The organism is Acinetobacter sp. SW-226, assembly GCF_055632855.1.
Window position 1 is genome coordinate 2,518,634 of record NZ_CM145752.1, and the last position, 24,592, is coordinate 2,543,225.

The 24,592-nt window shown below is 42.2% G+C and carries 16 protein-coding genes and 3 pseudogenes; 8 read left to right on the forward strand and 11 right to left on the reverse strand.

What is annotated here, in order from left to right:
- Positions 1 to 19: 19 nt before the first annotated feature.
- The 6 genes and pseudogenes from ACZ8ZH_RS12045 to ACZ8ZH_RS12070 form a co-directional block, all read right to left on the reverse strand.
- A complete protein-coding gene (locus ACZ8ZH_RS12045) occupies positions 20 to 1,741 on the reverse strand; it encodes an acetyl/propionyl/methylcrotonyl-CoA carboxylase subunit alpha (RefSeq protein WP_119063584.1) in 1,722 nt (573 codons plus the stop codon).
- Complete coding sequence (locus ACZ8ZH_RS12050; protein ID WP_119063513.1) at positions 1,741 to 3,324, reverse strand: 5-oxoprolinase subunit B/C family protein; 1,584 nt, start codon at positions 3,322 to 3,324, stop codon at positions 1,741 to 1,743. The genes ACZ8ZH_RS12045 and ACZ8ZH_RS12050 overlap by 1 nt, the downstream gene beginning before the upstream one ends.
- A 33-nt stretch (positions 3,325 to 3,357) precedes the next feature.
- Positions 3,358 to 4,164, reverse strand: a complete 807-nt coding sequence (locus ACZ8ZH_RS12055) for a putative hydro-lyase (RefSeq protein ID WP_119063514.1) — start codon at positions 4,162 to 4,164, stop codon at positions 3,358 to 3,360.
- Complete coding sequence (locus tag ACZ8ZH_RS12060; protein ID WP_119063515.1) at positions 4,157 to 4,939, reverse strand: LamB/YcsF family protein; 783 nt, start codon at positions 4,937 to 4,939, stop codon at positions 4,157 to 4,159. The genes ACZ8ZH_RS12055 and ACZ8ZH_RS12060 overlap by 8 nt, the downstream gene beginning before the upstream one ends.
- 35 nt (positions 4,940 to 4,974) lie before the next feature.
- A pseudogene (locus ACZ8ZH_RS12065) lies at positions 4,975 to 6,229 on the reverse strand (NRAMP family divalent metal transporter).
- Positions 6,230 to 6,573: 344 nt separating this feature from the next.
- Positions 6,574 to 6,699 (reverse strand): annotated as a pseudogene (locus tag ACZ8ZH_RS12070) (LysR family transcriptional regulator); the annotation flags it as partial.
- 57 nt (positions 6,700 to 6,756) lie between these two features.
- Here ACZ8ZH_RS12070 and ACZ8ZH_RS12075 point away from each other — a divergent pair.
- A complete protein-coding gene (locus ACZ8ZH_RS12075; RefSeq protein ID WP_086197162.1) occupies positions 6,757 to 7,785 on the forward strand; it encodes an IS701 family transposase in 1,029 nt (342 codons plus the stop codon).
- Here ACZ8ZH_RS12075 and mumR read toward each other — a convergent pair.
- The 4 genes and pseudogenes from mumR to adeR form a co-directional block, all read right to left on the reverse strand.
- A pseudogene (gene mumR, locus ACZ8ZH_RS12080) lies at positions 7,779 to 8,591 on the reverse strand (LysR family transcriptional regulator MumR); the annotation flags it as partial. The gene ACZ8ZH_RS12075 and the pseudogene mumR sit on opposite strands and share 7 nt — an antisense overlap.
- A gap of 156 nt (positions 8,592 to 8,747) precedes the next feature.
- The gene (locus ACZ8ZH_RS12085; protein ID WP_119063516.1) at positions 8,748 to 9,182 is read right to left on the reverse strand and encodes a GNAT family N-acetyltransferase; all 435 of its coding nucleotides are present in this window, start codon (positions 9,180 to 9,182) and stop codon (positions 8,748 to 8,750) included.
- A gap of 48 nt (positions 9,183 to 9,230) precedes the next feature.
- A complete protein-coding gene (adeS, locus tag ACZ8ZH_RS12090) occupies positions 9,231 to 10,310 on the reverse strand; it encodes a two-component sensor histidine kinase AdeS (RefSeq protein WP_119063517.1) in 1,080 nt (359 codons plus the stop codon).
- Positions 10,311 to 10,367: 57 nt separating this feature from the next.
- Positions 10,368 to 11,102 carry an efflux system response regulator transcription factor AdeR gene (gene adeR / locus ACZ8ZH_RS12095; protein WP_086208412.1) on the reverse strand — a complete coding sequence of 245 codons (735 nt, stop codon included), beginning with the start codon at positions 11,100 to 11,102 and terminating at the stop codon, positions 10,368 to 10,370.
- A gap of 146 nt (positions 11,103 to 11,248) precedes the next feature.
- Between adeR and ACZ8ZH_RS12100 the strand changes: the two genes are divergently transcribed.
- The 3 genes from ACZ8ZH_RS12100 (at position 11,249) to adeC (ending at position 17,011) form a co-directional block, all read left to right on the forward strand.
- Positions 11,249 to 12,418, forward strand: coding sequence for an efflux RND transporter periplasmic adaptor subunit (locus ACZ8ZH_RS12100; protein WP_119063518.1), 1,170 nt, complete (start codon positions 11,249 to 11,251; stop codon positions 12,416 to 12,418).
- The gene (locus ACZ8ZH_RS12105) at positions 12,418 to 15,528 is read left to right on the forward strand and encodes an efflux RND transporter permease subunit (RefSeq protein WP_119063519.1); all 3,111 of its coding nucleotides are present in this window, start codon (positions 12,418 to 12,420) and stop codon (positions 15,526 to 15,528) included. The genes ACZ8ZH_RS12100 and ACZ8ZH_RS12105 overlap by 1 nt, the downstream gene beginning before the upstream one ends.
- A 79-nt stretch (positions 15,529 to 15,607) precedes the next feature.
- The gene (adeC, locus tag ACZ8ZH_RS12110; protein ID WP_119063520.1) at positions 15,608 to 17,011 is read left to right on the forward strand and encodes an AdeC/AdeK/OprM family multidrug efflux complex outer membrane factor; all 1,404 of its coding nucleotides are present in this window, start codon (positions 15,608 to 15,610) and stop codon (positions 17,009 to 17,011) included.
- A 215-nt stretch (positions 17,012 to 17,226) separates the two neighbouring features.
- Here adeC and ACZ8ZH_RS12115 read toward each other — a convergent pair whose 3' ends face one another.
- Complete coding sequence (locus ACZ8ZH_RS12115) at positions 17,227 to 20,181, reverse strand: heavy metal translocating P-type ATPase (RefSeq protein ID WP_470247739.1); 2,955 nt, start codon at positions 20,179 to 20,181, stop codon at positions 17,227 to 17,229.
- Between the two features lie 82 nt (positions 20,182 to 20,263).
- Here ACZ8ZH_RS12115 and ACZ8ZH_RS12120 point away from each other — a divergent pair, with 82 nt between their 5' ends.
- The 4 genes from ACZ8ZH_RS12120 (at position 20,264) to ACZ8ZH_RS12135 (ending at position 24,411) form a co-directional block, all read left to right on the forward strand.
- On the forward strand, positions 20,264 to 20,659 hold the full coding sequence (locus tag ACZ8ZH_RS12120) for a MerR family transcriptional regulator (protein WP_110975649.1): 396 nt from the start codon (positions 20,264 to 20,266) through the stop codon (positions 20,657 to 20,659).
- Positions 20,660 to 20,731: 72 nt separating this feature from the next.
- A complete protein-coding gene (locus ACZ8ZH_RS12125) occupies positions 20,732 to 21,322 on the forward strand; it encodes a 5-formyltetrahydrofolate cyclo-ligase (protein ID WP_086208418.1) in 591 nt (196 codons plus the stop codon).
- 148 nt (positions 21,323 to 21,470) lie between these two features.
- Positions 21,471 to 23,900, forward strand: coding sequence for an endopeptidase La (lon, locus tag ACZ8ZH_RS12130; protein ID WP_119063522.1), 2,430 nt, complete (start codon positions 21,471 to 21,473; stop codon positions 23,898 to 23,900).
- A gap of 130 nt (positions 23,901 to 24,030) precedes the next feature.
- On the forward strand, positions 24,031 to 24,411 hold the full coding sequence (locus tag ACZ8ZH_RS12135; RefSeq protein WP_086208420.1) for a VOC family protein: 381 nt from the start codon (positions 24,031 to 24,033) through the stop codon (positions 24,409 to 24,411).
- Positions 24,412 to 24,592: the final 181 nt, after the last annotated feature.

Here is a 24,592-nt window from a genome sequence, read left to right on the forward strand (position 1 = left end):
CATTCAGATGATTAAATTTTTAGCAAATTGAGCCAATGATCTGCTCTGCGTGACAAGTTGCTCCTTGCTGAACCGTCAATTGAATCACTCCGCTTTGATGCGCAAGTACAGGGACTTCCATTTTCATGGCTTCCATAATCGCAACCACTTGCCCCTCTGCGACCTGCTCCCCGTTTTCTATTTTCCAAGTGCTAATCACGCCATTGATCGGTGCAAGTAAATGTTCAGCACGCATGGCTGTTTCTGTAGCTGGTTGGTCTTGAGCAGTGATGGTAGAGTTTTGTGCAAACATGCCCGCTGGTAAGCCTACACGATGTAATTTTCCATCAATTTCAATATAGCTGAGTAACATCGGTTGTTGATGATTCGGAATACTGCGTTTCGTTGGTTTTAAGTCTTGCTTAAAATCATTTTCAATCCAACGAGTATGGACATTAAATGTGTCGGCAAAATCAGCTTCATTTAATACAGCACGGTGAAAGTCTAAAACCGAAGCAACCCCTTCAATTTTAAATTGCTTAAGCGCACGTTTTGCACGAGCAATAGTAACCTCACGTGTTGGACCTGTGATAATCAGTTTTGCCATAAGCGAATCAAAATGACTCGATACCAAAGAGCCTGTACGAACACCTGTGTCTACGCGTACGCCCTGACCAAACGGTGCTTCAAATAAACTCAATACACCAAATGCAGGGATGAAGCCACGAGCAGGGTCTTCAGCATTGATACGAAACTCAATGGCATGCCCCTGCACTTTCGGGGTTTCTTTGATTGAAAGTTCATGACCTTGAGCCACGCGAATTTGCTCAACCACCAAATCGACTTTGGCCGTTTCTTCAGTAACAGGATGTTCCACCTGCAAGCGGGTATTCACCTCTAAAAATGAAAGCTTTCCATCACGGCTCAGCAAATATTCAACTGTACCCGCACCGACATAGTTGGCTGCCTGACAGATATTTTTAGCCGAAGTTAAAATTTCTTGATATATCGCATCGCTGATAAAAGGCGCTGGCGCTTCTTCAATCAGTTTTTGATTACGACGCTGTAGCGAACAATCACGTGTGCCTAAAACCACAACATTGCCATGTTGATCGGCAATCACTTGTGCTTCAACATGGCGTGGTTGATCCAAGTATTGCTCAACAAAACATTCACCACGCCCAAAAGCAGCTTGTGCTTCACGTACAGCCGAATCATACAGCTCTTTTACATCTTCCAGTTTCCAAACGACTTTTAAACCTCGACCACCACCGCCAAATGCGGCTTTAATCGCAATGGGTAAACCAAACTGCTTTGCAAACTCGAGGGCTTCATCAGCAGTATTTAAGGGGTCTTGTGTGCCTTGAACTAAAGGTGCGCCCACTGAAGCGGCGATTTTACGTGCTTCAATTTTATCACCCAATTTTTCAATGGCACTTGGCGATGGTCCGACCCACTTTAAGCCTGCATCAATCACTGCCTGTGCAAATTCAGCACGTTCAGATAAAAAACCATAACCCGGATGAACCATGGTTGCTTTGGATTTTTTAGCAACATCAATAATGGCTGGAATATTTAAATAGGTTTCACGTGCAGTTGCACCTGCCAAACCCCATGCTTCATCCGCCAGTTCGACATGCATACTATCTATATCGTCATCGGCATATAAAGCAACTGAGGTAATGCCCATATCACGGCAAGCATGAATAATACGAACAGCAATTTCACCACGGTTTGCAATTAATAATTTTTCAGTCGTCATCATTCATTCTCAAAATCTGTAAATTCGGTCATTTTTTTAAATTTGATTTGGCAACCTGCTGGAATCTGCGCCACCAAGTCCCAATGATGCTTCGCCACAGCCGCAATGACGGGGTAACCACCAGTTAAAGGATGGTCATTCATAAACAGTACAGGTTGACCACTGGGTGGAATCTGTAAGGCACCAATACAAGTGCCTTCACTTTCCAACTCATGGGTAATTTTGCGCCGCAACGGCTGCTCACCTGAGAGTCTCAGTCCAACCCGATTGCTTTCATTCGTCACCAACCAAGCTTGCTGGCATAAGCGCTCAATGCTCTCTGCTTCGAACCAATCCGTTCGCGGTCCCATCACAATGTCGAGCTCTACTACATCGCCAACTTTAGGCAAGTGCAACTTCGCAACTTCGGTGACACTAATATTTGAAACTTCAACCTGTCCGTGATAAACCGTATCCCCCATTTTTAGAGGTTCTGGCCCCAATACAGCCAAACTATCAAATGAGGCACTCTTCAGCACAGGCTGCACGTCGATACCACCACGAATCGCCAGATAATTCCTCAGCCCTGCCGTCGGTGCTTGAATCTGAAATTCATCGCCTTCATCAAGGGCAATCGCTTGATAACTTTCAAAGTCTGCCTTCTGTCCATCACTAAATTTCACGTGGATGTTTGAAATTGCTCCCGTAACTGCAATGACTGCGGACTGATGCATTTTGGCTTTCAAACCACCATTTAAAACTTCAATTACAGGCGTCGGAGTTCGGTTACCGACAATTCGATTTGCACTGTGCATCGCCGATACATCCATCGCCCCTGCAACACCAACCCCAATATTGGTCTGATTAAAACGTCCTTCATCTTGAATCAACATCTGTAGACTCGGTGCCGTTACCGTAAACAAAGGCATGGATTGTCTAGGCTCAACTGTACAAGTGACTTGCTGTGGTACGCTAACCGTGGTCGGTTGATGTGTGACATCTTCAAAATGTACCGTCATCCCCGGTAACAGTAGCGCTGGATTTTTACGCTCTAGATCCCACATTTTTTCAGCAGTCGTACCGATCAACTGCCAGCCCCCCGGACTATCTTTCGGGTAAATCCCTGAATATTGTCCTGCCAGTCCCAAAGAACCCGACGGTATTTTTTTACGTGGTACGGCTAAACGAGGAATATCTGTAAAAGGCCGATCAGGACTGCTCATATAAGCAAAGCCCGGTGCAAAGCCAATAAAGGCCACATTCCAAACACTTTGACGATGCTTCAAAATCACATCAGCAATTGAAAGCCCTTGTAACGCTGCAACCTGAGCAAGGTCTTCACCCGTATAGCAGATAGGAATTATCAACTCTTGCACATTACGCTCAATGCCTGAACCAATTTTTACAGTCTGAATCGAAGCAACCAGTGTTTTAAAAGTGGTCTCGATTTCATTAAAAAACACTAAAATTGTTTTTGCAGCAGGGACTAAGTCTTTAATTCCATTCAATTGCATCGTGTGCAATTTATTGTACAACGCCAATGTTTCCTCTAAGCTGGCAAGCTCTATGAGAAAACAATCCGCGTTTACCGATAAAAAACGCATATGCTTATCCTTTTAATTGTTCTTTCGTGCCGCTTAACCTATCCATGCACGATCAGGAATGTCGGTAATAAACATATGACCAGGTGCATGGCTAATAGCAAAAGGAATTTTTGAGTTCATCACCGCTGCTTGTGGGGTGACACCACAAGCCCAAAACACAGGAATTTCCCCAGCCTCAATACGTGAAGCATCACCAAAGTCTGGCTGATTCACATCTCGGATGCCTAAACCTTCAGGATGTCCAATATGCACGGGCGCACCATGCACACTTGGCATCCGTGCTGTAATTTTGACGGCATCCGCGATTTGATGGGATGGAATTGGGCGCATAGAAACCACCATGTTGCCCGAAATACGCCCCGCAGGCTGACATTGAATATTACTCAAATACATCGGCACATTGGTCTGATCATGGATATGACGAACTTCAATACCTGCTTCTTGCAATGCAGTTTCAAAAGAAAAACTACAACCAATTAGAAACGTCACCAAGTCAGGATGTGCATGATAAATGTCACTCGCATCGGTGACTTCATCGACCAATTCACCCTCTTTCCAGATGCGATAACGTGGAAAGTCCGTGCGTATATCTGAGTTTTCTGCCAGTCTCGTGGCATATACACCTTCCTCTAGCACGTCTAAAACAGGACAGCTTTGCGGATTGCGATGTGCATACAGTAGAAAATCATAAGCCCAATCTTTAGGCACTGAAATCATATTGACCTGCGTCATGCCCGTAGCCATACCCGCCGTTGGTTTGTCAAAGCCTGCACGAATTTTTAAACGCGCGGCTAAAGCGGCTTCAAGCTGCGTTGAATCAACTCGGATATCCTTATACATTGCTTACTTCCTCATGCTTTAAGACAAAGGGACGAATTTCAATATGATGATTTAGCAGTTCAGCTTTAATCGCAGCCGACATTTCTAAAGCACCCGCAGTGTCACCGTGTAAGCAAATCGTGTCCGCTTGAATAGGGGTAAAGATTCCATCAATCGACTCAACCCCACCATTTTTCAACATAGACACCACACGGCGTGCCACAAAGGCCGAATCATGTAAAACAGCCCCATCCAAACGACGTGAAACCAATGAGCCATCACTGTTATAAGCACGATCTGCGAATGCCTCAGAGACAACCTTTAAGCCTGCTGCACGTGCTTGCTCAACCAAGTGGGAACCTGCCAGTGCCACCAAAACCAGTTCTGGGTTATACATTTTGATGGCATCAATCACCGCAGCGGCTTGAGCTTGATCGTGTGCAATGGTGTTATACAGGGCACCATGGGGTTTCACATATTGCACTTGAGAACCAGCCACTTTGGCTAAACCATCCAGTGCGGAAATTTGATACAACACGTCGGCCATCAGCTCATCACGTGACACATCCATATTACGGCGACCAAAACCGACGAGGTCTGGATAAGATACATGCGCGCCAATCGTGACATTTAATTCAACAGCTTTACGCAGCGTCTTTAAAATCCCCAGCGGATCTCCTGCATGAAAGCCACATGCAATATTGGCACTCGTCACCACGGGTAGAATTTGGTCATCATTGCCCATTTTCCACGAACCAAAGCTTTCACCTAAGTCACTATTTAAATCTACAAACATGGCTCAATTCCTTTATCACTTCACCGTCGTCTGGCTTAAAGTTTGGTTAAATAATTAAAGACTGTGGTAAAGGACATATAGCCCATCCACCATGTCAACATACACGTGAGTACACCCAAAATAAGTAACCATTTTGGATAGTTATAATTCCCCATCATATCTTTACGGCAAGCAGCTACATAAACAAAAATCGTTAACCCAATTGGCAGTACCAAACCATTAAAGCCACCAACAAAAATCAACAATCCCGCAGGAGTTGCGCCCAGTACCACATACAACAATAACGCTAAAGCGATAAATGTAATGGTGGTGTAGTTGGTTTGTTTTGGACTGAGGTTTTTCTTAAATGCGGTAAAGAATGAAACCGAAGTATAAGCTGCGCCAATGGTACTGCTAATCCCTGCTGCCCAGAAAATCAAACCAAATAGTTTATAACCAAAAGTTCCTGCGGCATATTGAAAAGCTTGTGCTGCTGGATTGGCATCATGGCTGGCTAAATCAATGCTTGCACCACTGACCACCACACCCAAGAAAGCTAAAAACAGCACATACCGCATGATGCCCACAACCACAATACCTTTGGTTGCCGCTCTTGCGACTTCATCAATATTTTCAGGGCCAACCGCGCCTTTATCCAATAAACGATGGGCGCCTGCATAACAGATATAGCCGCCGACCGTTCCACCGACAATCGTGGTGATAATGGCAAAATCAATCTGGTCGGGTGCAAACGTTTGATGAACAGCTTGACCCACAGGTGGCATCACAATGACGGCAACAATGATAATCAAGATGATTTTGAGCAACCCCAAAACGATCATGCTTTTATCCATGGCTAGCGTAGCTTTTCTTGAAGCAAAAATTAAAATGGCCAAAGCACCACTTAAAATGCCACCCCATTTGGTGTCTAATCCAAATAAGGCATTGAGACCTAAGGCTGCGCCTGCAATATTACCAATACTGAAGAAAAACCCACCCAAAATGACCAGAAAAGCCAGTAAGTAACCACTGCCCGGTAAGGCTTTATTGGCAATATCCGAGGCACGCATTTGCGTCAGCGTGACGACACGCCAAATGTTTTGTTGAACCACATAATCAATCAAAATAGACACGAGAATGGCAAAGCCAAACGCCGCACCCAATTTCACAGTAAAGACCGCGGTTTGAGTGAGAAAACCGGGCCCCATTGCGGAGGTTGCCATCATGAAGATTGAAGCAACAATGGCCCATTGGCGATCTGATAAAAAAGAAGATTTTAATAAAGACATATTTAATGCGTTCCTCGTCCATTTGAGCTTAATAACGCTATTTTCAAGTTGAACCAAGAACATCATTTTGTTTGCAAATTCTGTTCTTAAATCCATTTAACTGACAAAGATTCCCTGTTGCCCAACCAAAGCCATGGTGGATCAAATCTTCTATTTGAAATAAGAACATAGGCAAGCGCGAGGAACAATACGACTTTTTAAATCAATTATTAAACTCAAATAACTGTATTTTAATGTTTTTTATTTATTAAAAGTCTAATGATAAATTTTACTTATCACGCACGATAAGCTGCTTTTATGGTTTTTCAAACAAATTACGTTTTGAGATAAAGTAACTTCACTTGTCAAAAAACTGGTACGCCTCAATTATTTTTTAATTTTCTCAAGCAGTCTTTTCATTGCACTTTCAGAAACAGTGACTGCGACATCGGTTAATTTCTCTTTCAAGGCTGCATCATTGCCTTGCATATAAATCGAGGTGAAATGAAAGGTTTAGGACTTACGCATTGACGGATTCAAAAAAGTATTAAAATACTTTATAAAGTATCTGTGATCAGACGAATTAAACATGCTTCTACAGCAACTTGTACATTACCCATTTATATGGGCTTTCTCATGACAGAACCGAACTCTATTAGCTGCACACAACTTGCCGAGACTTATAATATCTCGCATGATAGTGTAAATCGCTTTCTAGAGCGTGAAGACTACACACCTCACGACCTATATCAAGAATCAATTCAACATATTGATAATAATAAACTTATAGTCAGTATTGATGATACTGTTTTAGATAAACCATATAGTCAACATATGGACTTGGTTAGCTATTTTTGGTCAGGCAAACACCACCGATCCGTCAAGGGTATTAATCTCATTACCTTGTATGCGACAGATCGAAATGGTCAAAATATTCCAATTAATTTCCGAATTTATGACAAATCTGAAAGTAAAACCAAGAATGATTACTTTATGGATATGTTAAGTGAAGTACTCAGTTGGGGTGCAAAGATTCAATTTATTACAGGTGATAGTTGGTATTCATCGACTGGAAATCTAAAAACCATAAGAAAATATGGTATTCGATTTATGTTTGGTATCGACTGTAACCGTAAGGTTTCCCCAGAAAAAGGACAATGGTTTCAACTGCGCTTATTGCCAGATTTCCATCAGGGTCAAGTGATCTGGCTCAAAGATTTTGGCTTTGTACAATTATTTAAGACTCAGTTAAAAGAACAGCAGAGGTTTTATATTGTGCATCAAGATGAAGATGATTTATTGTCCTTTGAAGGTTTTCATGAATTACATTCAAGTCATTGGAAAATAGAGCAATATCACCGGGTGATTAAACAGGTTTGTCATATTGAAAAGTTTCAAGTAAGACGATCTAAACTGATTTTGAATCATATTTTTTCAGCCTTGATGGCCTACGTTGAGATACAAAAGAACCAGTTTGAGCGGATCTTTGAAAATATATATCGTTGGCAGAAGAAATTATTTAGACCAATTATCAAAAACTTCATTGATGACTTTATTCTCGATAAAAATCATCTGCTACCACAGAGAATCTATAAGTAATAGTGCGTAAGTCCTAAGGTTTTGAGCTGGATCGGGGTATTCAAAATTTCTAAGCGACCATCGGTAATTTCCTTTAGCGCCGTTAAGGTCGGCACAACGGCAATCCCTAACCCTTGCTCTGCAAGACGCAATAAGGTCGCAAGCGAATAACTGGTAATTGAAAGCGGCTCATCCAGTGCCTGTTCTTTCATTTTGGCCTTGAGTTCTTTATAGGGATAGGTAATTTTCGGATAGGTTAAAATGGTATGAGACATCAATGCCTTAAATGACATTTGACCTACACCACCTTTAAAAGATGGAGCTGCCAAGAAACTCAGCTCAAAGTCACACAGCGCCTGCTCTACACACTCGAAAGCCAAAGTTGGGCCCAGTAAAAAGGCCATGTCCAAATCCCCTGTACGCACACCTTCTTGCAAATTTGGGGTTAAATCCACCACAATTTCCACAGAAACTTTGGGAAACTCTTTTTGTACTTTTTCGATATATTCAACCAACCACGTATAAACAATCGTCTCCGAAACACCTAAACGAATCGTTCCTGTGAGGTGTTGGTTTTCAGTTAGCTCGGCCACCAAATCGGTTTCCAAACGCATAAACTTTTCAGCATATTTAAACAGGGTCATGCCTTTATGGGTGGGTTTAAGCTGTCGAAAACCGCGATCAAGGACTTTAAAACCTAAATCATTTTCTAGAGCAGTGATTTTTTGGGAAACCGCAGGCTGAGTGGTTTGTAATTTTGCAGCAGCCTTATTGAAGCTATTTAAGGTCACAACCCAATAAAATGCCTCTAGACTTTTTAAATTCACCTTAAATCTTGTCCTTATTCGATTCCAGTTATCGTACAGTAGTTACCACTCTTTTTAAGTGATGAGAATTCAGTCTACAAAATAGGATAAAAACCAGTAGATCTAAATTTATACAGCATAATATTTTGATCTAAAAAGTAATTTATCAAAGCTCTTTTAAGGTTTAAGTTTTTCCATTTTGACATCACCATTTGCATAAAATTCAACAGTATTCCAACCTAAGTGCTTATAAAACTGATATGCCCGACTTTTTGAATCTGTTTCTAAGTAAATACAATTATATTTTTGAAATAATAAGGCTTCTGCCTCTTTCATTAACTGTTTTCCAAAGCCTTTCCCTTCATGATCGGGATGTACAAAACTTGCAAAAACCATCCCCGCTTTAAAATCAACTATTGAGAAACCAAGTACCATCCCTGCCTTTTCCACAACCCAAATACATGGTTCACTTTCCATCATCGCCAAAACTGAAATTGGGGTAATACCCATCTCTGTCAATTGCTCTAGGGAAAGGTGATTTTCTTTTACACTGATTCGGATATCAAAAATTGATTTGATATCATGTTGCGTGGCCAGTCTAATCAATTGCATATACTTCTCTAAATTTTATTTTCAATAAATACCATTAAGCTCAAACGCTTATTCTCGACTACTGCCAATGCCCATTTGAATGGTAAAAATGCTGTTTGAGTTTAGGTTTTCATAATGCACTGTGCCCTTATGTGCAATCACAATGGCATTGACCACCGCAAGTCCAAGGCCAGTTCCACCAAACTCTTTATTGCGTGACTGTTCCAAGCGAAAGAACGGGTCGAATAAATGTTGTTGAAATTCTTCAGCAAGCCCTGGTCCATTATCAGCAACTTTTAGCTGCCACATTTTTCCATCAGTTTGAGATGAAATAGTTAACTTTCCTGCATTTGCATAACGAATAGCATTATCAATCAAAGCAATCAATATTTGTTCAATACGGCGTTGGTCACAAAAAACAGGTGTTGTTTCCAAATCCAATACTGGTGTTAAATCTGCCTGTATCAAACGCTCTTCAAATATTTTCAATACCTTATCAACACTGTCTTGCAGATTAACCCATTCATAATTTAAACGTAGCTGTTGATTTTCAACCAAACTCAGCGTACGTAAGTCTTCCACCAAATGAGAAAGGCCTTCAACTTGGTTTAATAAACTCTTGATTAAGGCTGGATTGGGTTCAAAAACACCATCTACCATGCCTTGCAAACGTCCCTGTAAAATCGTGATAGGAGTTCGAAGTTCATGGGCAATTGCGGCATTCCAAACTTGCGCATTTTGTACAGAAACTTCAAGTTTATATGCCATATCATTAAAATGTTGTACCAACTCAGAAATTTCAATCGAGTGTCCTTGTGTATCTTCAGCCCTTGCGGACAAATCCCCCTGACTAATTTTCTTAGCAGCTTCGACCAAAAAATTGAGGGGCCGAGTAAACCGCTGTGCGAGATACATCCCAATGATTAAAGAAATAACTGAGCCACAGAAAATCACGGTCGCCAACCAAATCCAATCGACAAAATGAAATTCATTCCAGTCTTCTTGCAATGCGCTTAAAGTAATCCAACCTGCATCAATCGCGTAGTCATAAATAAAGTACCCGAGAACAATAGAAAATAGCGTCACGCTTAAATTGACAATACTTAAGGCGATAAATAACTGTGTACTAATACCTGACTTATTTTTCATATTATTTTCTAGCCCTATTCCTTCGCATTCTCCACATCTTGCACGGTTTTATATTACTCATTGCAAGTCTTTTGGCTGATCTAATCGGTAGCCGACCCCACGTACATTCATTAGTATCTGCTCAAGTCCTTGCTCTTCAAGTTTCTTTCTTAACTTACTCACATGACTGTCAACTGTACGTTCAAGCGCATCACTATCTGGCAAGCATTGGTTCATCAGCTCACTACGACTAAATACTTTATGTGGATGATCAATCATTAACAGAAGAATTTTATATTCCGTTAACGTCAGATTCAGTAAAATCTTTTTATTCTGTCGCTGTACATAGACACTACGAAGTTCTGTATTAATTTCAATATTTCTATACAACAAGCGCTTCTGCTGGGCTTGCATACTGTGCTGAGTTCTTCTTAAGACAGCTTGCACCCGTGCAACCACTTCATTTGGGTTAAAAGGTTTGACCACAAAGTCATCCGCGCCAATTCTGAGTGCCATCACTTTATCAATATCTTGATCAAGTGCCGTTAACATAATGACAGGCGTTTGTGCTTTTTGACGAATTTTACTCAGCACTTCCCAACCGTTTAGCTCAGGCAACTTAATATCGAGCACAATTAAATCAATTACTTGTGCTGCATGTATTTCAATTGCTTGCTTGCCATTCATCGCACGAATCACGTGCATTCCTTCACGTTTTAAATAGTGCTCGATAATATCGCCAATCTCATACTCATCTTCTACAACAAGAATCTGTTTGTCATGGCAATCAAAAGAAAATGAAGCTTCGAACATGAATAGGTTATCGAATAATTTCAGTCAATCTCCATAATACGCCGATTTATCTGTGTATCTCCACACTTTTTCCACATTTCAGAAATCATCGTTACACACTTCTCAAAAATAATGACAGCATCAAAAACTCCCAAGGCTTGGACAGTATGCAAAAGCATCTTTTACTTCCATTATTTTTATCTATCGGACTGATACTACAAGGGTGTGGCTCTGAACAGGCAAAACCAGCTGAAACACCCCCTGCAAAAGTGAGTGTTTTAAATATTCAACCGCAATCGGTGAACTTTAGTGAAAACTTGCCAGCACGTGTACAGGCTTTCAGAACTGCTGAAATACGTCCACAAGTCGGTGGCATTATTGAAAAGGTATTGTTTACTCAAGGCAGTGAAGTTAAAGCAGGACAAGCACTCTATAAAATTAATTCAGAAATCTTTCAAGCCGATGTGAATAGTAATCAGGCTTCACTCAATAAAGCAGAAGCTGAGGTTGCACGTTTAAAAGTTCAGCTAGCACGTTATGAACAATTACTGCCTAGCAATGCGATCAGTAAGCAAGAAGTCAGTAATGCTCAAGCTGAATACCGTCAGGCTTTGGCTGATGTTGCACAAATGAAAGCCTTGCTGACTCGTCAAAACCTGAATCTGCAATATGCCACTGTACGCGCACCGATTTCAGGTCGTATCGGACAATCATTCGTGACTGAAGGTGCTTTGGTGAGTCAAGGTGATACGAATACCATGGCGACTGTTCAACAAATCGACAAAGTCTATGTCGATGTAAAGCAATCTATTAGCGAATATGAACGACTACAGGTCGCACTACAAAGCGGTGAGTTATCGGCAAATAATAAGAAGACAGTCCGAATTTCGAATAGTCATGGACAGCCTTATAAGGTCAGCGCAAAAATGCTGTTTGAAGACATCAATGTTGATCCTGAGACAGGTGATGTCACCATCCGCATCGAAGTGCAGAATCCTGAACGCAAACTCCTTCCGGGGATGTATGTTCGCGTGAATATCGACCGTGCTTCTGTTCCTCAAGCCTTGCTCGTCCCTGCTCAAGCGATTCAACGTAATATCAATGGTGATCCACAAGTCTATGTCATCAATGCTAAAGGTACGGCAGATATTCGCCCAATCGAATTGGGTCAGCAATATGAGCAGTACTACATTGCCAATAAGGGATTAAAAACAGGTGACAAAGTGGTCGTTGAAGGGGTTGAACGTATCCAAGCGAACCAAAAACTGCAACTCACGACTTGGAAAGTACCGTCATCGAACAATAGCACCTCACCTATGACTCAAGGAGCGAAATGATGATGTCACAATTTTTCATTCGCCGCCCTGTGTTTGCATGGGTGATTGCGATTTTCATTATCCTGTTTGGGCTACTCAGTATCCCCAAACTGCCGATTGCTCGCTTTCCAAGTGTCGCGCCACCTCAAGTCAACATTAGTGCGACTTATCCCGGCGCAACGGCAAAAACCATTAATGACAGTGTTGTGACCTTGATCGAAAGAGAATTATCTGGGGTTAAAAACCTGCTTTATTATAGTTCGACCACAGATACCTCTGGTACAGCGCAAATCTCGGCGACCTTTAAACCGGGTACTGATGTTGAAATGGCACAAGTCGATGTGCAAAACAAAATCAAAGCGGTTGAAGCACGTCTACCACAAGTTGTTCGTCAACAAGGCTTACAAGTCGAAGCATCTTCATCAGGCTTTTTGATGTTAGTCGGTATCAACTCACCGAATGGTCAATATTCTGAAGTTGATCTGAGTGATTATTTGGTTCGCAATGTGGTGGAAGAACTGAAACGTGTTGAAGGTGTGGGTAAAGTTCAATCCTTCGGTGCAGAAAAAGCCATGCGAATTTGGGTCGACCCCAATAAACTGGTGTCTTATGGCCTGTCAATTAGTGATGTGAATACAGCGATTCGCGAGAACAATGTTGAAATTGCACCCGGTCGTCTTGGAGATATGCCTGCTGAAAAAGGTCAACTGATCACTGTGCCCCTCTCTGTACAAGGACAATTGGGCAATGTTGAGCAATTTAGAAATATCAGCTTAAAAAGTAAAACCAATGGCAGTGTGATCAAGCTGTCTGATGTCGCCAAGGTTGAAATCGGCTCACAAGCCTATAACTTTGCCATTTTGGAAGATGGTAAACCTGCTACTGCTGCTGCAATCCAACTCAGTCCGGGCGCGAATGCCGTGAAAACGGCGGAGGGTGTTAAAGCCAAAATCGAAGAATTAAAGCTCAATTTACCCGAAGGGATGCAAATCAGTGTTCCTTATGACACGGCACCTTTCGTTAAAATTTCGATTGAGAAAGTGATTCATACCTTGCTCGAAGCTATGGTTCTGGTTTTCATTGTAATGTATCTGTTCTTGCATAATGTTCGTTATACCTTAATTCCTGCAATTGTCGCGCCGATTGCATTGCTAGGTACTTTTGCGGTCATGCTATTGGCAGGCTTTTCCATCAACGTACTAACCATGTTTGGTATGGTGCTTGCGATTGGGATCATCGTTGATGATGCAATTGTAGTGGTTGAAAACGTAGAACGAATCATGGCGACAGAAGGTTTGTCTCCTAAAGAAGCGACCTCTAAAGCGATGAAAGAGATTACCAGCCCAATTATCGGGATTACACTGGTACTGGCTGCGGTGTTTTTACCGATGGCGTTTGCCAGTGGTTCAGTGGGGATTATCTATCAGCAATTTACATTAACCATGTCAGTGTCCATTCTGTTCTCCGCATTATTGGCTTTGATCTTAACCCCTGCTCTCTGCGCGACCATTCTAAAACCGATTGATGGTCATCATCAAAAGAAAGGTTTCTTTGCATGGTTTGATCGTAGCTTTGACAAAGTCACCAAGAAATATGAATTGATACTGCTCAAAGTCATCAAACACAGTATTCCGATGATGGTGGTTTTTGTGGTGATTACGGGCATTACCTTTGCAAGCATGAAATATTGGCCCACAGCATTTATGCCCGAAGAAGATCAAGGCTGGTTTCTCACCTCTTTCCAACTGCCATCGGATGCGACTACTGAACGTACTCGAAATGTAGTGAATGAATTTGAAGCAAGCTTAAAAGACAATCCAAATGTGAAAAGTAACACTACTATTTTGGGTTGGGGCTTTAGTGGTTCAGGTCAAAACGTGGCAGTCGCGTTTACGACCCTCGCCGATTTTAAAGACCGCACATCAACAGCAACCGAAATGACCAATACCGTCAATGCAACCATGGCGAACAGTAAAGAAGGTGCAACCATGGCGGTACTTCCGCCTGCCATTGATGAATTGGGCACTTTTTCAGGTTTCAGTTTACGTTTACAAGATCGAGCCAACTTAGGTATGCCTGCGCTACTGGCTGCTCAAGATCAGTTAATGGCAATGGCTGCCAAGAATAAAAAATTCTATATGGTGTGGAATGAAGGTTTACCACAAGGTGACAACATTTCTTTAAAAATTGACCGTGAGAAACTCAATGTTTTAGGGGTGAAGTTCTCTGATGTCTCAGACATCATCTCGACCTCAATGGGATCTATGTATATCAACGACTTTCCGAATCAGGGTCGTATGCAACAAGTGATTGTTCAGGTTGATGCCAAAGCACGGATGCAATTGAAAGATATTTTAAATCTGAAAGTAGCGGGTTCAAGCGGGCAATTAGTTTCTTTATCCGAAGTGGTCACCCCTCAATGGAGCAAAGCACCACAACAATACAATCGCTATAACGGTCGCCCATCCTTGAGTATTGCAGGTATTCCAAACTTTGATACCTCATCTGGTGATGCGATGCGTGAAATGGAACAACTGATTGCCAAATTACCGAAAGGTATCGGCTATGAATGGACGGGTATTTCCTTACAGGAAAAACAGTCTGAATCACAAATGGCGTTCTTACTCGGTTTATCTATGTTGGTGGTCTTCCTTGTACTCGCTGCGCTCTATGAAAGTTGGGCAATTCCACTGTCAGTGATGCTCGTCGTACCACTGGGTATTTTCGGTGCGATTGTGGCAATTATGTCGAGAGGGATGATGAATGATGTGTTCTTTAAAATTGGCTTGATTACCATCATCGGTTTATCTGCCAAGAATGCCATTTTGATTGTTGAATTTGCCAAGATGCTCAAGGAAGAAGGCATGAGTTTAATTGAAGCCACTGTTGCGGCAGCAAAACTTCGTTTACGCCCGATTCTGATGACTTCACTTGCCTTTACTTGTGGTGTAATTCCATTGGTCATCGCATCAGGTGCAAGTTCAGAAACCCAACATGCCTTAGGCACAGGCGTATTTGGTGGCATGATCTCAGCAACGATTCTGGCGATTTTCTTTGTACCTGTCTTCTTTATCTTTGTCTTGGGTGCAGTTGAAAAGCTGTTTTCTTCGAAAGAAAAAAATCCATCTTAAATAGCATTGAACAGAGAAAATCAAACGATTTTCTCTGTTCTCTCCTCTGCATTCATCTTTATATTATTTGGAGAAAACCATGTCTAAAGTGACTGTCTTATCTCGTGGGCTACTCATCTCTACGCTTTCAATGACAATGACGGCGTGTATGAATATGCAAGCACCTCAGCCGATGATCAAATCAGATATTCCACAGAGTTTTGCACAGACAAACACAGGAATTTCGATTGCACATCAGGGCTATAAACAATTCTTTACCGATACTCAATTATTACAAGTGATTGAAATCAGCTTAGATCACAATCGTGATTTACGTACAGCCACATTGAATATTCAACGTGCACAGCAACAGTACCAAATCAGCAAAAATGATCAACTACCGACTATTGGTGCAAATGGTAGTGCGATTCGACAAGTCAACGCTTCTGTGAATCCCAATAACCCTTATTCAGCTTTCCAAGTCAGGCTTGGTATGACAGCCTATGAACTGGATTTTTGGGGACGTGTGAAAAGCTTAAAAGATGTGGCGTTGAATAATTACTTTGCCACGCAAAACGCACAAGAAGCCACGCAGATCAGTTTAGTCAGCCAAGTCGCGCAAGCTTGGTTGGATTATGCCTATGCTCAAGCCAATTTAAACTTTGCTGAACAAACACTTAAAGTGCAACTTGATGCGTACAATCTGAACAAAAAACGTTTTGATGTGGGCATTGAAAGTGAAGTCCCTTTGCGTCAGGCGCAGATTTCCGTAGAGACTGCCACAAATGATGTGGCTGCGTATAAAACCCAAGTATTACAGGCACAGAATTTACTCAATCTATTGGCTGGGCAAGTTGTTCCACAACACCTTCTTCCAAATCATGCCGTGAAAAGTATCAGTGCCGAAACCAACTTTGCGACAGGTTTAAGTAGTGATTTACTCAATAATCGCCCTGATCTAAAAGCGGCTGAATATCAACTTCAAGCTGCGGGTGCAAATATTGGCGCAGCAAAAGCACGTATGTATCCAAACATTAGTCTGACAGGTTCTACAGGTTATGCCTCAACTGAACTAAAAGATTTATTTAAATCTGGTGGCTTTTCTTGGTCAGTTGGCCCAAGTATTGAACTTCCTATCTTTGATTGGGGAACGCGTAAAGCCAATATTAAGATTGCTGAAACAGAACAGAAAATTGCATTGGCGAATTATGAAAAAGCCATTCAGTCTGCATTCCGTGAGGTCAATGATGCCTTGGCTGCACAGGCTCATATCGAAAATCGTTTAAATGCGCAACGCCGTTTGGTTTCCGCGACCGATACCACCTACAAATTATCCACGGCTCGTTTTAAAGCAGGCATAGAGAGTTATTTAACCGTGTTGGATGCTCAACGCTCTGCTTACGCAGCTCAACAAGGTCTACTGATGCTTGAACAAACCAAATTGAATACTCAAATCGAATTATACAAAGCTTTAGGCGGTGGGCTATCTAGACCCATTTCTTAACTTTTCAATGATGAGAACTCAGTGCCTCATTCAAGAGAATTTTATTTATTCAATCAGCGCAAAATAAGAAAGAGTCTTCAACTTGAGAATTATCGCAGGACTATCTATTAAAAGATTACTCCGTTCTCAACTTCCACACGCCATAAAAAAGCGCCTTCTCAAAAGCGCTTTCTTATGGGCTTTGGTTTAAATCAGATTTTCAAAAAGAGCATGTTTTATTTTGCTTTTTGCAGACGTAAAGCGTTCAAAACCACAGACAACGAACTCAGTGACATCGCCACCGCAGCAAACATCGGGGTGAGTAATAAACCTGTTAATGGGTAGAAAATTCCTGCTGCCACAGGTACACCCAAACCGTTATACACAAAGGAAAACGCAAGGTTCTGTTTCATATTACGAACACCCAGTTTCGCCATATGTAGAGCATCGGCTGCACCACGAATATCCCCTTTCACTAAGGTGACTTGCGCGGTTTGTTTCGCGATATCAGTTCCGTTCCCCATGGCAATCCCGACATTGGCTTGTGCTAAGGCTGGTGCATCGTTAATACCATCTCCCGCCATCGCCACAATTTTACCTTGAGCCTGATATTTCTTCACAATCTCCAATTTTTCAGTTGGCGTACAGTTGCCATAGACTTGTTGAATACCCAATTCCTTAGCCACCAACTGGGCATTTTGCTCATGGTCACCTGTTGCCATGACCACTTCAATACCATCATCAATCAGCTGTTGAATGACTTGCTGAGCATTGGCCTTAATCGCATCGTGAATAGAAATATAAGCCAGCACTTCTTGGTTATTGCTTAAGAAACTGATCACGTTGCCTGTCACACGTTGCTGATCTAGCTGGCTTTGCAAAGTATCATCTAAAGTAATGCCGAGTTGTTCTAGCAGCTTTTGGCTGCCAATATAGAGGGTTTGCTCGCCGATCTGCCCTTTGACACCAAACCCAGTTACATCTTCAAAGTCTGCTACTTTAAGCAATTGCTGTGCAGGGACAATTTGAGTCAGAGTTTGAGCAATCGGATGACTCGAATACTGCTCAATCGAGGCAATCCACTGTTCTACTTGTGCTTGTTCCACATTTGGGCTGAGCAACTGAATTTCTTTCAGACTCGGCTTACCTTCAGTCAAGGTTCCCGTTTTATCGACAATCAGGGTATTAACTTTACTTAATGCTTCAATCGCCACTGCATCTTTAAACAGTACCCCTTTTTGTGCTGCACGACCTGTCGTGGCCATCACGGACATTGGCGTTGCTAAACCCAGCGCACATGGACAGGCAATAATCAGTACCGCCACCGCACACATCAATGCCAAATCAAATTGTGCGCCGCCAAAGATCATCCAAGCGGCAAAAGTCAGCACACTAATCAAGAGCACGATGATGACAAAGTACTTAGCAAATACATCGGCCAAACGTTGTAACGGTGCTTTTGAACGCTGCGCTTCTGCTACCGTTTGAATCATTTTCGCCAAAGTCGTATTCGCCCCGACCGCCGTGGTTTGAATACGAATACTGCCTTGTTGATTGACCGTACCACCGATCACCGTGTCATGCACTTGCTTTTTCACAGGTACAGGTTCGCCCGTCATCATGGCTTCATCGACATAGGTTTTGCCTTCCACCACTACACCATCTAATGGAATTTGATCTCCTGAGGCAATCTGTAAAATATCGCCTTGTTTGACCATGCCAATATCCACTTCAACCACTTGATCGTTTTGAACCAACTTGGCCGTGTTGGCTTGCAATTTGAGTAAGGCTTTGAGTGAGTCTGCAGTCTTGGCACGCGCTTTCAGTTCCATGATTTGACCAAGCAAACTTAGAGACACGATCATACAGGCCGCTTCAAAGTACACTGCAACGCCGTGCCCAGTTTTGGCTTCCATTGGAATCACACTTGGGAAAATTGTTGCCACGACACTATAAATATAAGCGGCCAACACCCCGACACCAATAAGGCTCCACATATTGAGGTTGCGGGTTTTATACGAAATCCAGCAACGTTCAATAAAGGGTTTACCTGCCCACAGCACCACAGGAGTCGCGAGGACTAACTCAATCCACGGCTGAATATGCGGTGAAATGAAACTATGAATGTGCGAACCCATCGCCAGTACAAATACAATCAACGTCAGTGGTAAAGTCATCCAAAAGCGATGGCTAAAGTCCACCAACTCTGGGTTGGGTGCATCATCTAAAGTCGGTTGCATCGGCTCGAGTGCCATACCACAAATCGGACACGTCCCCGGTCCTTTTTGTACAATTTCAGGGTCCATCGGACAGGTATAATCCATATCCGCAGCCCCTTCAGGCACAGGACGCTGATCGGGTGGAATCAGATAAAACTCAGGATCAGCCTTAAACTTATCTAAGCAAGAAGGATTACAGAAATAATAAGTCTGTTGCTGATAATCCGTTTTTAACTCTGTATTTGGGTCAACGGACATACCACAGACAGGATCAATAAATGCGGATGAACCAGATGGAGCATGATGTTCATGCTTTCCTGCACCGCAGCAACTATTTTTGGCTGGTTCTGCTTTAGGTTTAGGTGCACAACAACTGGCTTTGGTATCTGGTTCTGTTTGTGGCTTAGGTGCACAACAGGATGCTTTTTTCTCAACCACTTTCGGTGTCGACCCACAACAACCTGAAGCTTTAACTACAGAATCTAAATGTTCAACCTTTACATAAGCCTCTGGATTGGCAATGAATTTTTGCTGACACTTTTCACTACAAAAATAATAATCCTGCCCCTGCCACTCGGTGTGCGGTTTGCTTAAATCCGTCACGGTCATACCACACACAGGGTCAATAAATGTGGGCTTCTCTGCATCTGACACAGGTTTGGATCCGCAACCACAGCCTTTGGAAATAACTACAGCACTACCCTCTTTCGCCTGAGATGAAGCATTGCTTAAATCTGTTTTCGGCTTACCGCAACAAGTGCTTGATTGTTTTTCTGAGCCTAAGTAAGCCTCTGGGTTAGCGACAAATTTATTTAAACAGCCTGAGCAACAAAACAAATAACGAACAGATTGATGCTCATACACATGTGGAGAATCTTCCGCCACTGTCATACCACAAACTGGGTCGATCCTTACCACCGTAGGCGCTAATTTATCTTTGGAACAGCAAGAAGTTTGGTGTTGCTCACTCATTCTGATTCACCTTTTATTTTTTGATTGTGTTAGCATAAAGTCTGTACCTAGGTACTGAGTCAAGCCTTTTGGAGATTATTTTATGCTCACTATTGGCAAACTGGCAAAACAGTGTCATGTTAATGTAGAAACGATTCGTTATTATCAACGCATTGGTCTGATGCGCATTCCTGAAACCACCCAAAGCTATCGCTACTATAGCCAGCAAGATATTGAAACTCTGGGCTTTATTCAAAAAGGTAAAGATGCGGGCTTACAGTTGAGTGAAATTCAAGATCTACTACATTTGCAACTGGATGACCGCGAAAAAGTCCGTGATGTGATTCAGCAACGTCTGGAAAAAATTGATCAACGGATTCAAGAGCTGAATGCTTTGAAACAACGGCTTTCAACTTGGGTGGATGAATGTAAAACCACGACAGATAGCTGTTGCCCTATTTTGCAAGAACTGAAAAAAGGTTCAACGATTGCACCATAAACAATTGCCGTCTTTTTTGACTTGGCGATCACTTTCACACTTATCTTTTCGATACTCAGGACTGCGTTCACCATGTCGATTGAACTTGCCCAACTCAGAAAACAGCTTCGCAAACAACGCAGACAAGTTTCCTCCTACCAACAGCAGCAGTCCGAACAGCAAATTTTACAGCGCTTAAAACGCGTGCCCGAATTCAAACAGGCCAAGCATGTCGGTATTTATCTACATGCTTTTGGGGAAATTCAGACCCGTAAAATCATTGAATATTGTTTTCATCAGAAAAAAGCAGTGTATTTACCAATGATTTGCAATATGAACCAGCGCTTGGTGTGGGTCAAAGTTTCACACAACCAATTTCAAAATAAACGCTTTTCCCACCATCCGTTAGGTATGCAAGAGCCTATGGCAACACGTGGGCAACACGTTTCACATTTAGACCTCCTGCTCATGCCCTTATTGGCTTGTGATCCTTATGGCACACGTATTGGCATGGGCGGTGGTTTTTACGATAAAACCTTGGCTTCTGCGCCCTATCACCGTCCGTTTCGCCTTGGTTTGGCCCATCACTTCCAGTTAGTGCCACAGCGCTTGATTCGAGAAACATGGGATCAGCCTTTAGATGGACTGCTGACCCCTCAACAACATTTACGCTTCAAGCGCTAAAATTGACATTTTTGACTGTTGAGAATACTTAAAAATCACATGTTTAGTCATTTTTTATACAATTTATTTTGACCTGCCCTTGTATTTTTTAAAATACCCATCACTATAAAAAACATGGCAACACCGTTGTCACTCATTAGGAGTGCCCATGTCTGAAATTATTATGAATCAAGAAACCTTAGAGCCTCAGGTTCCAAGTGTATTACCACTTTTAGCGTTACGTGATGTCGTGGTGTATCCACACATGCAAATCGCGCTATTTGTAGGTCGTGAAAAATCGATCAATGCAGTTGATGTGGCTCGTAACAGTGACAATCTAGTATTTGTAGTTGCTCAGAAAGATTCTCTTTCAGAAGAAATTGATCACGACAACTTATATCAATACGGTACTGTCGCGAAGATTGTGCAAGTTGTGAATCATGAAAATGATGAAAACTGTATAAAAGTATTAATTGAAGGCTTGCATCGTTCAAAGCTAGAAAAAATCATTGATGAAAATGATTATCTAACCGCAGAACATGCGCTTAGCCCAATGTCAGTCCACATTGACGAAACAACGCAAGAAACACGTGTACAAGAGTTACGTGCTCTGTTTGCTCAATATGCTGAAGCAAAGCTGCGCAATGCACGTGAACTGATTGCTGCTGCGAACAAGATTGACGATTTACTCCAATTGTTATTCTTCGTAGCGACCCGTGTTCCACTGAATATTGATGTGAAGCAAAAATTCCTCGAACACGATGAGTTTGAAGCCCATCTACAAGAACTAATGACGTATTTATTGCAACAATCTGAAGAACAACAGATTGAGCAAACTTTACATGACTCAGTGAAGCGTCAAATGGAGAAAAATCAACGCGAATACTTCCTCAATGAAAAGATGAAGGTCATTCAGCGTGAGCTTTCTGACATGAATGGCGGCGCGGAAGATGACGTTGCTGAAATTGAAAAACGTCTTGCTGAAGCTGATTTACCTGAACACGTGCGTAAAAAAGCTGAAAGCGAATTCCGTAAACTCAAAGCAATGCAACCTGCGTCTAGTGAAGCGGCTGTGGTGCGCAATTATATCGAGGCTATCTTAGATACGCCTTGGAATAAAGCCAGCAAAGTCAGCATTAACTTAAGCAAAGCGCAAGAAATTCTCGATGCAGATCATTACGGCTTAGACGACGTGAAAGATCGTATTGTGGAATATCTCGCAGTTCAATCTCGCGTGAAAAAACTCAAAGGCCCAATCCTTTGTTTGGTTGGCCCTCCAGGTGTAGGTAAAACTTCACTGGGTGAATCGGTTGCGAAAGCGACAGGTCGTGAGTTTGTCCGTATGGCACTCGGTGGCGTACGTGACGAAGCGGAAATCCGTGGTCACCGTCGTACCTATATCGGTGCGATGCCGGGTAAAATTGTGCAGTCTTTAACGAAAGTTGGCGTGAAGAACCCATTGTTCTTGCTCGACGAAATCGACAAGATGGCACAAGACTACCGTGGCGACCCTGCTTCTGCATTGCTTGAAGTACTCGATCCATCACAGAACAGCAAGTTTAACGATCACTATTTAGATCTTGATCTGGACCTGTCTGAAGTGATGTTCATTTGTACGGCCAACAGCATGAATATTCCAGAAGCTTTGCTAGATCGTATGGAAGTGATTCGTCTACCGGGTTATACCGAAGATGAAAAAGTCAATATTGCTGAGCGTTACCTTGTTCCTAAAGCAATCAAGAACAACGGCCTACGTGCAAAAGAATTGACTGTTCATGAAGAAGCGATTCGTGACATCGTACAACGTTATACCCGTGAAGCTGGTGTACGTAGCTTAGAACGTGAAGTCTCTAAAATTGCCCGTAAAGTGGTAAAAGAAGCGGTCAGCAAAAAGGCGAAAAACCTGCAAGTTGATGTGACTTCAGCCAATCTTCCAGACTACTTAGGTCCACATAAGTTTGACTTTGGTATGGCGGAAGATGAAGCCCAAGTGGGTCGTGTCAACGGTTTAGCATGGACTTCTGTCGGTGGTGAGTTATTGACCATTGAAGTTGCAGCAGTCAAAGGTAAAGGAAAATTCATCACCACAGGTTCACTCGGTGACGTGATGAAAGAATCCATTACTGCTGCTATGACCGTGGTACGTACCCGTGCAGATGAACTCGGTATTGATGCATCTCGCTTTGATGAAACAGATGTACACGTTCACTTACCTGAAGGTGCAACACCTAAAGATGGCCCTTCTGCAGGTCTCGCGTTAACGACAGCATTGGTTTCTGCCTTTACTGGTATTCCAATTCGTCCTGATATCGCGATGACAGGTGAAACCAGTCTAGGGGGCCGTGCAATGCGTATTGGTGGCTTGAAAGAGAAACTACTCGCAGCACACCGTGGTGGAATTAAGCTGGTCTTCATTCCTCAAGACAACGTCCGTGATTTATCTGAAATCCCTGACAATGTCAAAGAAGGTTTAGAGATTAAAGCAGTAAAATCAATTGATGAGATTTTACCGTTAGCATTAACATCTATGCCTGAACCATTGGTTAAGGCACCGATTGTGAAAGCAGTCGATGAAGGCAAAAAAGCTGCACGCCACTGATTCGGTATGATGAAAAGAGAGAGCTTCGGCTCTCTTTTTTTATTACAAATCAGCGTAGAGAATTCCACATACCGTCGTACATTGAGCAACTACAATAATTCAATCAAGGGATAGATGTAGGACAAATAAAATGAAAAATCCAATTGGATGGTTTGAAATTTATGTAGATGACTTATCTCGTGCCAAACAATTTTACCAATCCGTTTTTAAGGTTCAGCTGACTGAACTTACACCACCTTCAGATGGTAATTCACTGCAAATGTGGGCATTTCCATCAGATATGCAAGCCTACGGTGCTTCTGGAGCACTGGTCAAAATGCCTGGTGTTGTTGCAGGAGCGAACAGTACCTTAATCTATTTTTCATGTGAAGATTGTGCGCACGAAGCCAGCCGTATTATGGAATTTGGTGGAAAAATTCATGAAGCGAAGATTTCTATTGGCGAATATGGTTATGTTGTGATTGCTTTCGATAGCGAAGGAAATATGATTGGTTTGCATTCTATGCAATAAAATAAACTTAAAATTCTAGCCTCACGTGTACATGCTTTTTTATAAACCTTTTAAGCTAATTTAGACTTGAAAATTTTGTAAAAATCCCGATATAAATAGTAGGAATATGTATGTGCTGTATGTTTTCTCTTTATTCGATTTTTAAAATCGTATGGTCATCTGATTCTCCAGACGGATGACC